Origin of the sequence: Xanthomonas sontii (genome assembly GCF_040529055.1) — a bacterium.
Taxonomy (GTDB): domain Bacteria; phylum Pseudomonadota; class Gammaproteobacteria; order Xanthomonadales; family Xanthomonadaceae; genus Xanthomonas_A; species Xanthomonas_A sontii.
The window spans coordinates 53,754-67,936 of sequence record NZ_CP132342.1 but is presented as its reverse complement, the minus strand read 5'-3'; the positions used below and the strand labels follow the sequence as shown (position 1 = coordinate 67,936).

Annotated in this window: 11 protein-coding genes; 10 read left to right on the top strand and 1 reads right to left on the bottom strand. The window is 59.1% G+C overall.

Annotated features, from left to right (window positions below; genetic code table 11):
* Positions 1 to 91: 91 nt before the first annotated feature.
* From RAB70_RS00265 to RAB70_RS00220, 10 genes are all read left to right on the top strand, one after another.
* Positions 92 to 484 carry a DUF4398 domain-containing protein gene (locus RAB70_RS00265; RefSeq protein WP_026144112.1) on the top strand — a complete coding sequence of 131 codons (393 nt, stop codon included), beginning with the start codon at positions 92 to 94 and terminating at the stop codon, positions 482 to 484.
* Between the two features lie 17 nt (positions 485 to 501).
* A complete protein-coding gene (locus RAB70_RS00260; protein ID WP_148827346.1) occupies positions 502 to 1,374 on the top strand; it encodes a hypothetical protein in 873 nt (290 codons plus the stop codon).
* Between the two features lie 334 nt (positions 1,375 to 1,708).
* Positions 1,709 to 1,927 carry a YdcH family protein gene (locus RAB70_RS00255; protein WP_010340228.1) on the top strand — a complete coding sequence of 73 codons (219 nt, stop codon included), beginning with the start codon at positions 1,709 to 1,711 and terminating at the stop codon, positions 1,925 to 1,927.
* 190 nt (positions 1,928 to 2,117) lie between these two features.
* Positions 2,118 to 3,488 carry a pyridoxal-phosphate dependent enzyme gene (locus RAB70_RS00250; protein WP_148827338.1) on the top strand — a complete coding sequence of 457 codons (1,371 nt, stop codon included), beginning with the start codon at positions 2,118 to 2,120 and terminating at the stop codon, positions 3,486 to 3,488.
* An 84-nt stretch (positions 3,489 to 3,572) separates the two neighbouring features.
* Entirely contained in the window at positions 3,573 to 4,757 is a 1,185-nt protein-coding gene (locus tag RAB70_RS00245) for a cystathionine gamma-synthase (RefSeq protein WP_148827336.1), read from the top strand.
* A gap of 233 nt (positions 4,758 to 4,990) precedes the next feature.
* Positions 4,991 to 5,641, top strand: coding sequence for an ABC transporter permease (locus RAB70_RS00240; protein ID WP_330997069.1), 651 nt, complete (start codon positions 4,991 to 4,993; stop codon positions 5,639 to 5,641).
* Positions 5,642 to 5,708: 67 nt separating this feature from the next.
* On the top strand, positions 5,709 to 6,359 hold the full coding sequence (locus RAB70_RS00235; protein WP_225851488.1) for an ABC transporter ATP-binding protein: 651 nt from the start codon (positions 5,709 to 5,711) through the stop codon (positions 6,357 to 6,359).
* Complete coding sequence (locus tag RAB70_RS00230; RefSeq protein WP_148827330.1) at positions 6,359 to 8,491, top strand: methyltransferase domain-containing protein; 2,133 nt, start codon at positions 6,359 to 6,361, stop codon at positions 8,489 to 8,491. The genes RAB70_RS00235 and RAB70_RS00230 overlap by 1 nt, the downstream gene beginning before the upstream one ends.
* A gap of 114 nt (positions 8,492 to 8,605) precedes the next feature.
* Positions 8,606 to 10,687, top strand: a complete 2,082-nt coding sequence (locus RAB70_RS00225; RefSeq protein WP_265530873.1) for a glycosyltransferase — start codon at positions 8,606 to 8,608, stop codon at positions 10,685 to 10,687.
* Between the two features lie 3 nt (positions 10,688 to 10,690).
* On the top strand, positions 10,691 to 12,739 hold the full coding sequence (locus RAB70_RS00220) for a glycosyltransferase family A protein (RefSeq protein WP_148827326.1): 2,049 nt from the start codon (positions 10,691 to 10,693) through the stop codon (positions 12,737 to 12,739).
* A 17-nt stretch (positions 12,740 to 12,756) separates the two neighbouring features.
* Here the strand turns inward: RAB70_RS00220 and galE are convergent, their stop codons facing one another.
* Positions 12,757 to 13,773 carry a UDP-glucose 4-epimerase GalE gene (gene galE / locus RAB70_RS00215; protein ID WP_148827325.1) on the bottom strand — a complete coding sequence of 339 codons (1,017 nt, stop codon included), beginning with the start codon at positions 13,771 to 13,773 and terminating at the stop codon, positions 12,757 to 12,759.
* Positions 13,774 to 14,183: the final 410 nt, after the last annotated feature.

Genomic DNA, 14,183 nt, shown 5'->3' with positions numbered 1-14,183 from the left:
GTTCCCCAACGATCCGCAATCGCCCGTTGCAAGCGCGCCACAGGCTTCCGACAATGGCCGTGACCGACGTCTCCGTCCACGGCCCCCCTAGATGAAAACTAGCTTCGCACACTTCCGTTGTCAGCAGTATGTGATGGCCTGCGCATTGGCGTTGTTCGCCGCGCCGGCCGCGTTCGCCCAGGTGGCTTCGCCGGAGCTGCTGTCCGCGCAGCAGGCGGTGCAGCGTGCGGTCCAGGCCGATGCCGACCAGTACGCGCCGGACCTGCTGGCCAGCGCCCGACAGGGCCTGGAACAGGCGCAACAGGCCGCGCTCGACCGCCGCCAGCGCAAGACCGCGCCGCAACTGGCCCTGCGCGTGGCCGCCGATGCCGACCTTGCGCGCGCGCGCAGCGAGGAGGCGGTGGCCAATGCGCAACTGAAGCAACGCCAGGCCGAGGTGGCTCAGTTGCAACAGACCCTGGGCACCGGGGAGGGTCGTCCATGAGCCGCGCCCTGCACGGAATGCGCCGCCTGGCCCTGCTGGCGTTGCTGCTGGCGCCGCTGGGCGCGATGGCCGCGGACGACCCGGAACTGGCCGTGCTCAACCAGCGCCTGGTGGCGCTGCAGGCCGATCCGCTGAACGCCGATGTCGCCGCCTACGAACGCCTGCAGGCGCAGCAGGCGGTGGCCAACTTCGCCAACGCCAAGCGCAAGGAACGCGACGAAGCGCGCTACCTGGCCGAGCGCCGGGTCGAGATCGCCGAGACCATGGCCCGTGCCGAGATCGCCCGTCGTCAGGTCGACCAGTTGGAGAAGACCCGCAGCGACCTGCTGATCGAGGCCAGCCGCCGCGAGGCCGCGCGGGCCCGGCAGGAGGCCGAGCGGCTGCGCGTGCAGGCGCAGATCCAGGCCGAGGAGGCCGAGAGCCTGCGTCAGGCGGCCGAGGCCGAGCAGGCCGCGCGGGCGGATGCGGATGCGGCCCTGGCCAGCGTGGCCGGACAGCAGACCGCCAAGCTCAGCGCCGCGCAGCAGAAGGCGGCCAAGTTGGCGCGCGAGGAGGCCGAGCTGGTCGCCGGCACCAAGCTGCCGGCCTCGCGCTTCGAGACGCGCGGCGAGGTCTTCACCTTCTCCGGCGCGGCCTTCGGCGCCGGCAAGGCGGCGCTGTCGGGCGATGCCACCAACCAGGCCAAGGCCCTGTCGCAGTACCTGCAGATCAGCAAGGGCAAGGTGCGGGTCGAGGCCTACGACACCGACGCCGGGGTGGCGCAGAAGCGCGCCGATGCCCTGCGCGCGGCCTTGGTCAGCGGCGGCGTGCCCGCCAACCGGATGCAGGCGGTCGGCAAGAAGGGGGCGTCGACCAAGGCCCGCTCGGCCGACGTCGTGATCGCGCCCTGAGGTCGGACGGCACCCTGTGCAGGCGGTTTAACGGGGTTTTTCCCTGGGCCTGAGCGCCGAGCAACTGAATGCGGCAAAGCGGGCCTGCTTCTCTTGTCCGCGGCGGTGGGGAGGCGTAGGGTCGGTACTCCAGGTGGCACTCCCGCCGCCTGGTGCCAACGGAGGAGTTCGAGCCGATGACGCAGTGGCGCGCACCGCAATCCGACGTCGCAGGAACCGCGGTTCCAGGCGTTGCAGCGGTGCAGCCGGCGGCTCGCGCGCTTCCGCTCCCAGGCAACGCCCCGTGCCGCAGCGGCCGGGGCGTTCTTGTTTCTAGCTGAAGGAGGCTATTCCTATGTTCGAAGGGCAACCGCAGACCGAAATCGACGCGTTGATCAAGTCCGATCCGGAGTTCAAGCAGCTCTACCAGCGCCACAAGACCTTGGACAAGAAGTGCATGGACGCCGAGCTCGGCGTGCTGCCGATCGACGATGTCACCCTGGCGCAGATGAAGCGCGAAAAGCTCGCCGCCAAGGAAAAGCTGCTGCGCCTTTACGAGCAGAAGCCGCACTGACCGTACTATTCCCTCTTGTCGCGGGCGGTGGCTGGCCTCCTCGTCGGCTTGCCACCGTCCGCGTCATCCCCTCCGAAAGCCGCGACCGCGGCTTTTTTCGTCCCCGCCGCGCGCATTCTCTGACTTTCCACCCCCGAGCGCGGATAATGCCCGGTCCAGCCGCTGCCGCGGCGCGACGCATTCGGACCCGATGGCCATTCACTCCTCCGTACTCGATCTGATCGGCGACACCCCCATCGTCAAGGCCAGCAAGCTCGACACCGGGGTGTGCGAGCTGTACCTGAAGCTGGAGAGCGCCAATCCCGGCGGCTCGATCAAGGATCGGATCGGCCTGTCGATGATCGAGGCGGCCGAGCGCCGCGGCGATCTCAAGCCCGGCGCGGTGCTGGTCGAGGGCACCGCCGGCAACACCGGCATCGGCCTGGCCCTGGTCGCCCAGCAAAAGGGTTACAAGCTGATCCTGGTGGTGCCGGACAAGATGAGCCGGGAGAAGATCTTCAACCTCAAGGCGATGGGCGCCGAGGTGGTGCTGACACGCTCGGACGTGGCCAAGGGCCATCCCGAGTACTACCAGGACCTGGCCGCGCGCATCGCCGCCGAGACCCCGGGCGCCTACTTCATCAACCAGTTCGGCAACCCCGACAACCCGGCCGCGCACGAGTTCGGCACCGGCCCGGAGATCCTGCGGCAGATGGACGGCCGGCTGGACGCGATCGTGTTCGGCTGCGGCAGCTCCGGCACCATGACCGGCCTGTCGCGCGCCTTCGCCGCCGCCTCGCCGCACACCGAACTGGTGCTGGCCGACCCGGTCGGCTCGATCCTGACCGAGTACATCGAGCAGGGCACGGTCAGCGAGAAGTCCGGCAGCTGGCTGGTGGAAGGTATCGGCGAGGATTTCCTGCCGGCGATCTCCGATTTCACCCGGGTCAAGAAGGCCTATTCGATCAGCGACGCCGAGAGCTTCCACACCGCGCGGGAACTGCTGGCCAAGGAGGGCATCCTTGGCGGCTCCTCCACCGGCACCCTGCTGGCGGCGGCGCTGAAGTACTGCCGCGCACAGACCGAGCCCAAGCGCGTGCTGGTGTTCGTCTGTGACACCGGCAACAAGTACCTGTCGAAGATGTACAACGACTACTGGATGCTGGACAACGGCTTCCTGGAGCGCCCGCAGCACGGCGACCTGCGCGACCTGATCCTGCGCCCCTACAGCCAGCGCGACACGGTTGTGGTCGGCCCCAAGGATCTGCTGACCACCGCCTATCAGCGCATGAAGCTGTACGACGTGTCGCAGCTGCCGGTGATGGAAGGCGATCAATTGGTCGGCATCGTCGACGAAAGCGACGTCTTGTTGCATGTATACGGCGATGAAGCGCGGTTCCGCGACCCCGTGGCCACGGCCATGGTCAGCAAGCTCGACCGGCTGGACGTCAAATCGCCGATCGAGGCCCTGCTGCCGGTGTTCGACCGTGGCCAGGTCGCCATCGTGATGAACGAGGGCGCCTTCCTCGGCCTGATCACCCGGATCGACCTGCTCAACTATCTGCGCCGCCGGGTGCAGTAATCCCTGCGGCCGGCACGGCCCCGTGCTGCATGGGGCCGTTCAGACCGCACTGCTAGAATCACGCCCCTTTTCCGGTAACCCCACATGACGGACAACACGTCGAACCCCCATGGCGACGGCCCCGCGCTGGCGTTGGCGACCCTGGCCATCCATGGCGGACAGCACCCGGACCCGTCCACCGGCGCGGTGATGCCGCCGATCTACGCGACCTCCACCTACGCCCAGTCCAGCCCCGGCGAACACCAGGGCTTCGAGTACTCGCGCACCCACAACCCGACCCGCTTCGCCTACGAGCGCTGCGTGGCGGCCCTGGAAGGCGGCAGCCGCGGCTTCGCCTTCGCCTCGGGCATGGCCGCGACGGCCACGGTGATCGAACTGCTGGACAGCGGCAGCCACGTCATTGCGATGGACGACCTGTACGGCGGCAGCTACCGCCTGTTCGAGCGGGTGCGCAAGCGCACCGCCGCGCTGGAGTTCGGTTTCGTCGACCTGACCGACCCGGCCGCGTTCGAGGCCGCGATCCGCCCGACCACGAAGATGGTGTGGATCGAGACCCCGACCAATCCGATGCTGAAGATCGTCGATATCGCGGCGATCGCCGCGATCGCGCGCAAGCACGGCCTGCTGGTGGTGGTCGACAACACCTTCGCCTCGCCGCTGCTGCAGCGGCCGCTGGCGCTGGGCGCGGACATCGTGGTGCATTCGGCGACCAAATATCTCAACGGCCACTCGGACATGGTCGGCGGCATGGCCGTGGTCGGCGACAACGCCGAGCTCGCCGAGCAGCTCGCCTTCCTGCAGAACTCGGTGGGCGGCGTGCAGGGCCCGTTCGACAGCTTCCTGGCCCTGCGCGGGCTGAAGACCCTGCCGCTGCGCATGCGCGCGCACTGCGACAACGCCCTGGCGCTGGCGCAGTGGCTGGAGACGCACCCGGCAGTGGAGAAGGTGATCTACCCGGGCCTGCCCTCGCACCCGCAGCACGCCCTGGCCGGCCGGCAGATGGCCGGCTACGGCGGCATCGTCTCGATCGTGCTCAAGGGCGGCTTCGACGCGGCCAAGCGCTTCTGCGAGCGCACCCGCCTGTTCACCCTGGCCGAATCCCTCGGCGGCGTGGAGAGCCTGGTCAACCATCCTGCGGTGATGACCCATGCTTCGGTGCCGGTCGCACGCCGCGAGCAGCTCGGCATCAGCGATGCGCTGGTGCGGTTGAGCGTGGGGGTGGAGGATGTGGGGGATTTGCGGAACGACTTGAAGGTAGCACTTGAATGATTAGCCAAAACCAGACGGGGACAGCAATACATACGGCCGAAAGTCGCGCCTCGAAACTGTCTTCTTCGCACTATGCGTGCTACAGGGACACTCAACAAAGCCCAATGCGATCGTTGGCTGCCGATGTGGTTGCCGGAATGGGAGCATGGCGTGCTTGGTTCTCCTTGGCTGTGCTGGATACAAAGCATAAGTACCGCCGTTCAATTCTCGGGCCACTTTGGATCACGATAAGCATGTTCGTGCTGATCCTAGGTGTTGGGCTGTTGTATAGCCAGCTTTTCCGAATGAATTTAAGGGATTACCTGCCCTATATTGCGCTTGGCGATATTATCTGGATCTATATTTCTACAACGGTCCAGGAGGGGTGTACCACTTTCACGGCTTCCGAAAACCTTATCCGTTCCATGCGGCTGCCGTTGACTCTGCACTGTATGAGGCTTGTGGTCCGCACTTTTATCGTGTTCTTGCACGGTGCAATTGCTTACATACCGTTCGCCATCTACCTGAAAATAGAGCCGCAAGCAATATGGTGGCTGGCCATTCCGGGCGTGGTTGCTATTCTTTTGGCATCTATTCCTGTAACTGCGCTGTTCGGACTGCTTTCTGCACGATTTCGAGATCTGCAGCCAGCTATCGCAAACTTCATGCAGCTCGGCTTCTTCATGACGCCGATCATTTGGAAGGCCGATATGCTGGGGCCGCATCGGTGGGTTGCGGACTTCAATCCCGTATATCATTTCATCCAGCTTGTGCGTGCCCCGCTTATGGGTGAGATTCCGGCCGCCCATTCCTACTGGGTGGTGATCGGATTCACTATTGGTTGCTATTTGGTCGCAGTGCCGTTTCTTGCTGTGAACAGGCATAAGATCTCCTTTTGGGTGTGAAATGACGTTCATTAGTGTTGTAAATTGCAGCGTAAAGTTACCCATCTATGGCGCCAATAATCGGTCCATGAAAGGTGTCATCATGGCAGCGGTTACTGGCGGAAAGGTCGCGCCCACAAGTCGCAATATCACAGTGGTGGACTCACTTCGGGATGTTTCGTTCGAACTGCGCGAGGGTGATAAGCTTGGCTTGGTCGGACACAATGGTGCCGGCAAGACTACGCTGCTGAAAACACTCGCTGGTATTTATGAGCCCACCTTCGGCTATGTCCGAAGCCAGGGTCGTATCGCGAATCTTCTAGACGTGACGATGGGTATGGATTTCGAGGCGACAGGCCTCGAAAACGTGCGGCTGAAAGGCCTGCTGCATGGATTGTCAAGCCATGAAATCGCAAAAAAAATACCTGCTATTGTTGAGTTTTCTGGGCTTGGCAGCTACGTCGCAATGCCCGTGCGGGCTTACTCAAGCGGAATGCTAGTGCGGCTTGCCTTTGCCATCGCAACCAGCTTCGATGCAGAGATTTTGTTGATGGATGAATGGCTGGGTGTGGGTGATGCTGATTTTAATGCCCGGGCGCAGCAGCGTCTCGCTCATATCGTGAGCCAAGCGAGTATTTTGGTGTTAGCAAGCCACAATCAAGATATTATTAGTGCGAATTGCAATCGCATCATGCATCTTGAGCATGGTCGTGTGATCGCCGACGAGATGCGAAACTAATGACTAGTTCAGATGGCGAGAATCGCGATTATTGGTTGAACAGGGACGGGCGGCTATATGCGGAACAGCAGCGCATTCGTCGCGAGTTAAATAACGTAAATTACGAAATGCAGGAGCGCTGGCTGCAAGATTACCTTAGGAAGCTTGTCGCTGCCAAAGGAGGGCCGATCTCGGTGCTAGATTTCGGTTGTGGATTCGGAAGGATGACATACCTCCTTTCTGAAATTGATGGCGTCCAATACTATGGATTCGACATTTCCACGGCTATGGTGCAGCCGATTTTTGATAGCCCGCCGGCTTTGCTCGCTGATATCATCCATGAGCGGATCGCCGTTGGCGAGGATCTGCCGTGGGGTCCAGAAAGTTTCGATGTGATATTTACTGTTTCTGTATTGATCCACAATAATCGCCAGCAAGCGCGCTCAGCGCTTGAGGCGATGCGGCATGTTTTGCGCAAAGAGGGCGAAATATGCTTGATAGAGAACAAGCCGGTTTCGATCGATATTCTGGGTAATCGGTGGCACGCCGGCTGTTGGACGCATGATTACGCTTTCACGTTGGCGCAGGATTTCGAACTTGACGTTGACGGTGAATCCTTTCCTGATCATGGGCTTTACGTGTTGCGGCCCGCTGAATCCAGCGAAACTCGTTGTTTGCGTTGGTTCACTGGCGGACAGTTCGTGCCTGTGAGCAGAACCGACTATCTTGACAAGGTTCACGAAAATACCATCGCGGCTGTGCGCACAGCGGAGTCTGAATTCGCCTCCAAAGTCGAGGGGGCAGCGCTTGGAAGAGCGCACGATGCAGATGAAATGCTGCATGCTGCTGAGCGCGCAGCCGATAAGCTGCTTGAGAAAGTCAGGGAGACGCGTCCGGAACTATTGGAAGGCGCGGCATCGGATTCGCCCATTTATAGGGTGGTGCAGCTTGGCGAACGGCTTATTGATCGCATTCGCGACGATACAGAAAGGAGTTCTGCCGATGTAGAACGAATTGCGGTCCTGGAGCGGCAGCTCGATTTGAGGGCAAAAATCAGAGCGGCGGTGCTTGGCCGTTCCGAGAAGGAAGGCGTTCCGCATGGCTCCTCAACGTCTGCATCGCTCTCAACGGCTTCCTTGGTGCCCCCGCCGTACGAATTGGATTCTGCGCGGGATACCATGTTCACCCGCTCAGTTCCTGGTTTCGATAAAGTCTGTCACGTATTTCATCAGCAGTGGTTCGGCATCCGCGCGGCGGCCGGGGCGCTGCCTGGTCACAAGCTGGCAATCGATGCTGGCTCCAGTCCAACATCCGCCGATTTGGAGGACGTTTCCCAATGGCTGCAGGCGCGCGCTGTTGAGCGTCTCGTCGTGCATGGATTCTCGCTCCAGATGACTCACTGGATCAGGGGGCTGCGCGAAGCAGGGTTTGATCATGTCTATCTAGTTTGGCATGGGGCACCGGTCATGTGGGTGCATACGGAGGAACGCAAGTTTTTTTCGATGGCTCTCAAAATGGCGCATGAGGGGTTGATCCGGCGGATTCAATGCATGCGTGGGGGGAGCGATGTCACGATCGGTGAGGTTGGCTGGAGGCCGCAGATCTACAACGTTCCGCCTTTTGCCCCGTCGCTCAGGAGGAAGGTCGCCCGGCGCCGGGATGCAGCCACTGCTTTCTCGCCTTCCTGGAACCTTGTACATAAGAACCTGATGACCAATGTGGCAGCAGCCGTGCATTCGCCATCGGTCGGAAAGGTCTGGGTACTTGCGGACGATTTCCATCTACCTTACACACCCGGAAAGCCGATTGAGCGGCTTCCGAAATTGGATGCAAGGCAGATGTTGCAGACCATGTCGCTTGCAGATCTGGTACTTAATGTTTCCATAGTCGACTGCCATCCGATGGTTGAGCTTGAAGCATTGGCCGTGGGAACTCCGAGCATACGTGGACGCCTTGGCTTGGATGCTCTTGAGGATCATCCATACGTAAGATGTACGCAGGTCGACGACCCGCTTTCGGTAATTGGTGTTTCTGAAGCCATTTCTCGGGTGTTGTCCGTAGACAACTCGGAGATGGACGGGATGATGGATTCCTACTGTGAGCAACTCACCGCCTTGGCTGCTACGCGCTACGCAGATTTTCTGGAGATATGATCGATGGGCTTGACAGTTTTTGTGACTCGGGAACTGTATCCCTTTACCGCTGGAGGCATAGGTCGTGTGGTTGCAAATATATTGGCAACCACACCTGCAGAGCAGCGCGCACATATGGCCGTGCTTTACATTGGCGACAATGTGTCTGCAGATAGCTTTTCATCCGTCTATCCCGACGTCGCATTTCTTGCGTTCGCCAGTCCCGATTACCAACTATGCGACGATCAGGGCAGGCGCTATGCTCCGATGCATAGCTATAGCAACACGGTGTTGCATTGGGAGTCGACGCTGGTTCTGCAGGGGTTGAGAAAACTACAGCAGCTCCATGGAAAACTCGATTACGTAGAGTTTATCGACTGGGGAGCGGGTGCATTCGCTTGCACACAGGAAAAGCTGCTTGGTAGCGACTTTGCCGAGACAGTCCTCGCCGTCCGTCTTCATACAACCGACAGCATTCTTTGCGATTTTGAGCCGCGTGCGCCTAGCGTGCATGGTTTGTGTCTTTACGATCTTGAGCGCAAGGCGTTGGCCGATTGCGATCTGATCGTCGCACAGTTGTCGACTGTGTCGCGTGCGTTCCAGTGTTTTTATGGATTCGATCCGATCGAATGGGATAAAAGGGTTTGCTTGCATGCCCCGCCCGTGCTGCTGGATCATCTTGAACCTGTTTCAAGAAGCGTTGAGCTTGGGGTTGAAACGCCTCTGGTTTTTTCCTCTAAACTTCAAGATATCAAACGTCCAGATATTTTTGTGAGGGGCTGTGTGCAGTTCATGCGCTCGGCTCCGAAGTACAACGGGAAAATCGTTTTCCTTGCTCACTCTTTCGACGCAAATTACAGAGAAGCGATCATTTCTCTGATCCCTCAGGATCTGAAGGATCGGGTGTCCTTCAGAGCAGGGGTATCTGGGGCGGCGCGAGAGCAAGCAATCGGTGAGTCGGTATGTATCTTTCCGTCGCCTTGGGAATCTTTCTGCCTTGCCGCCTATGAAGCGTCCCTCGCCGGTGCCGTTTGTGTGCTCAATGAGCGTAATCCCGCATTTGGCGCTGGAACTCCTTGGGTTGATGGTAGGAACTGCGCGAAGTTCGATGGAACGGCAGGCGGGCTTGCCTCAGCTCTACTTCATATATTCTCTGATTCGGGGGCAGCGGAGCGCGTTCCGGTTGAGGTTCCGGACGATGCCAAGCCATGGATGTTTTGTTACAGCGAGCCTCCTGCGAGGCGTGGGGTGCTGCCTAGTCTGTCCGTTGTCATACTGAATCAGGATGGCGGAAGTAACCTCCTAGCGACCGTCGACAGCGTCCTAGGTTCCAACGCGGCTATCAGTAAGATAGTTGTGGTTGACGATGCGTCGAGTGACCCGACGAGTCCGGACGCGCTGCATGCATTGGCTGGGTTGGGCGACGGGATCACAGTCGTCCGCCAAGTCATGCGTAGCGGAGGAGCGGTCGCACGTAATGCTGCAATCGAACTTATCGAGTCGGATACGGTATTCTTCATCCGTTCCGGTGAGTTTGTCAGCGCGGGATTTTTGTCCAGGGGCTTGCATTGCCTTGCTAACCATTCGCGATGCGACGCGGTTACTGCGCAATATGGTGTCGCTTCTAATCTGCCGTCAGCCGTTGATCGCAACGCCAACTTCGATCTGTACAGCATATTTTGCGGAGAAGCTAGGCTTGGCGGGCTGTACGAGAATCGTTTTGGCCCTGAGTCCTTCATGGTTCGGACGGCCGTCGCCCGGACGCTGCGCTTCGATGAAGCATTGCCCGTTTCCGAAGGATGGGAATTTCTGCTCAGGCTATGTCAATCGGGATCCGCGATTGTTGTTTCATCAGCAGTTGAAATTGCATCCTATCCCATGCATCCGATGACGAATGGAGTTGCGAGCCCCTCAGACGCCTATGTACAAGCGTATCGACGCCTGATGCACTCCAAACAGATCAATATCGGGTCATCGTTGGTTGTGCCTGCGTATGCAATCGGCGTGCAGGGCGGAGGTGGCTCCGGCATGATCATTATCGGATCTGATGTGGCGTCGCAGCAACTGCGTGAACTGCGTGAAAGTGAAGCGGTGCGCTATGCATTAGCGTGTGCGAGATTTTTGCAAAGGCGGGCTCCATGGTCGCTGGGATTCGGCAAATGGCTGGCGCGCAGGACGCTCGGCTTTAGGGCTCGTTTAGGTAGGCGTGCGATCTAAAACATGCGCGTTTTTGTATTTGATGGCAGCTGCTCTACTCTTGACGAGGAAGACGCTCTGTTGCTGCAAGCCAGGTTGGCCTCCGAACCCTATGAAAGCCTTTTGGTCATCATCGGAGAAGATAGAGGGCAACTTCGTTGGCACAACAGGGTGTCTCTTGATGTTGACGCCGACGCAGAGCCCGGTTCTGCTCCAGGGCGCTTTCCGACTCTCGCTAGCAGTAACGATGACTTGAGTTTCTATCGAAGTACGTCGGTGATGCGGGGATTGCGCGCTCTGGATCTGCATATGCGTGCCACGTACATAGAGTTTCCCATATTTTGCGGAATCGCTTTTTCCACGCTGCAGGCACGTTTACTCAATTGGGGATTCGCTGGCGCCACCATTGCCGTTCGTCTAAATAGGTGCAGCGCGCTTGAGTCGATCCGTAGAGCGCAACCCCTGTGTCTTGCCGACCTGAGGCTGATGGATCTGGAGCGTAAAACGCTACGCGACTGTGATCTGGCGATTTGCCTTAACTCTGCGATCTCAAGTGATTTTTGTAGCGCGCTCGGCTTGGAGGCAGATGCCCTGCAGGAGCGCTTGGCGTGTGCGTTGGTGCAGGCTCCCTTCGCCCTAGGCGTGGCTGGGGACGTGGCTGTCGATGATTTCGTGTGCGTTTCTGACGAGCCTCAGTCATTGCGCATTGTGATGAGAGCCTTCGTCGGACTGTGCAGACAAAATCCCCAATGGCGCGGTGGTCTTCGTCTGGATATGACGGTCGCTGGAGCAGATCTTGCGTTAGTGCCCAAGGATTTGCGTGGCCGCCTCAGACAATTGCCCTCGGATTGGGGTAAGTCTGCCAATTCGATGACAGTGGCTATTTTTGCTAATCGTTGGGCGCCTGCCGCGATGCAGGTCATCGAGATAGCGTCAAATGGAGTGCGCTGCGTTGTCAATGCTGCCAATCCAGCGTTGCGCGAGGAGTCTGGTTGGAGGCTTGGACATAATATCCTTGCCTACAATGGCGAAGTGACGCAACTGCTCGATGCGCTGGCTCAGTCTTTAACTTGGCGCCCGTCTCTGGCGCCGCCGGCGTTTCCGGTATGGTCGTTGCCTGACTGTGGTGATTCGCGTAAGGAGATAGCTCTTGAAGCTCCGCGCGTCGCTGTGGTAATTACTCACTTCAATTTGGGCGAATACATATGTAGTACGCTGGCGAGCGTATGGTCTTCAAGCTACCCGAATCTTGATGTTCTGGTCGTGGATGACGCATCCACGGAAGAAGCGTCTCGGAGCACGCTTCGGCGCCTTGAGCAGGAGCAAAGTGGCCGCCTTAGAGTGGTCTGGTTGCCTTACAACATAGGACTTTCTGCTGCCCGCAACGTGGGTATGCTGGCGGCTAGTGGGGATTATGTGCTTGCACTCGACGCCGACGACATCATTAGCCCGACGTTTATTGAGGTCGCCGTTGGAGCGCTGCAACGAAATCCCGAGTTCGATTTCGTCATCCCTAAGGCCGCTTATTTTACCTCAGTATCTCGCGAGCAGAGTTTTCATTCATTGGAGATGAAATATGTGATCCCCTTATTGGGGGAGGGCTTTTGGTCCGGTCGATATATGAACTCCTTTTCCACCGCTACGTGCCTTGCCAGGCGTGAGGTCGTGGTAGGACTTCGCTATCGCGAAGATCTAAGAGCGTACGAGGATTGGGAGTTCTATCGCCGAGCTCTGTCAGAAGGACGCCGGTTCATCGTGACGCCAGATGTACATTTCCTATATCGACAGCGGCAAGGATCAATGATCCATTCTGCTGACATGCGGCGACGCCATGCTTGTCTCGTCATGGAAATGGTGCCTATCAATGGGGCTGGAGGCGGCCTCGCTAGCCTCCAACCCATCATTGCGCCAGAACAGATCCCCGGTAGCGCCTTTTCTGGATTGTTGCTCTCGGAGCTGGAGCAGTCGTTGAGCCAGCTCAATGTGCTTCGTCGTCTTCCTGGCTTCAGCCTTCTGATCAGGGTGCTCTATCACCTTGCGAGGCGGGTAGCCGGCCACTCGGGCAGAAGTTGAGCTCGTTCGGCGCAGTGCTAAGCGCCAGCGAGCGGCTTTTGCAATGTCTGCTGCCAGCGCCAAGCGTCCTTGCACATTGCCATTAGATCACGTTTGGCTTTCCAGCCCATTCTTTCTTCTGCTAAAGATGGATCGGCCCAGCTTTCCGGTATGTCGCCGGGGCGCCTGTCCACAAGATCGAAGGGGATCGATTGGCCTGATGCCGTTTCAAATGCTCGAATGATTTCCAGGACCGAGTACCCGCGGCCAGTGCCAAGGTTAATTGCGTCGAGGTCCGTGATAGCGTCAATATGCTCAAGCGCCTGCACATGCGCTTCGGCTAGGTCACAGACATGGATGAAGTCTCTTACGCCAGTGCCGTCGGGCGTAGGGTAGTCGTGGCCGAAGACCTTCACTGAAGGATGCCACCCGTGTGCCACCTGTGCCACGAAGGGGACGAGGTTGCTGGGTTTGCCAACGGGTCGCTCTCCAATGAGTGCTGATGGGTGGGCGCCCGCAGGATTGAAGTAGCGCAAGTTGATTGCCTTGAGGTCCGGATCCGCGGCACGCGCGTCCAGAATGATGTGTTCGCCGAAGAGTTTGGTGCGCCCGTAAGGCGTGGAAGTGGAGCGGGCAGCATCTTCCTTGACTGGGCATCTTTCGGGGACGCCATAGACATTCGCCGACGAGCTGAAGACAAGCTTCTTGCAGCCCAGTTGCGCCATGCATTGCAGGAGATTCACAGTGCCGCCGATATTGCTGGCGTAATAGCTGAGAGGATGCTCCAGACTCTCGCCAACGGACTTCAACGCCGCAAAATGGATGATCGCCTCGGGGACGAACTGACGCATGCATTCCATTAGGGCGCCGCTATCGCGAACATCGCCTACGACTAGCGGTGCGGGCTTATGAGTGATGGCCGTTATCGCTTCTGTGACATCGCCACGCGAATTGCAGAGATTGTCGTAGATCAATAGCTCATGCCCGCGCTGCAACAGTTCCACGCAAACGTGGCTGCCGATGTAGCCAGCTCCACCTGTTACCAGAATGCGCATCTAGACCCCGTTGCGTCGAATGACCGCTGATTTTCGCAGAAAGAGCTTTGGATTTCCAGGCTGTGATCGCTCAAAGGCCCTTTCTTGCAATCCGCTGTTTGCCGCCTTCACCCGACAAGCCATTGACGCTTCACGCGATGCCGTCGGTAGCTGCCCAAGGCGGTCGGGCGCAGAAATTATGGTATGTGGCCTCTACCCCGCGTGTCCCCGCCGGCCTGGTTGCCCTGATCATTGGGCGCCCATGTGCGAACGAAGGTGCGTGGTATGATTAGTGGCTGCGAAGAAGCTCGCTCGAGTCACGTCTAGCATGGCCGGCGGAAAGGTCCAGCTCTTAGGCGATTTCCTCAAACGTAACCGATGGGTATAAGTGTGCGCATGCTTGGACGTGATATGGGTTGGAAAGGTTTAAT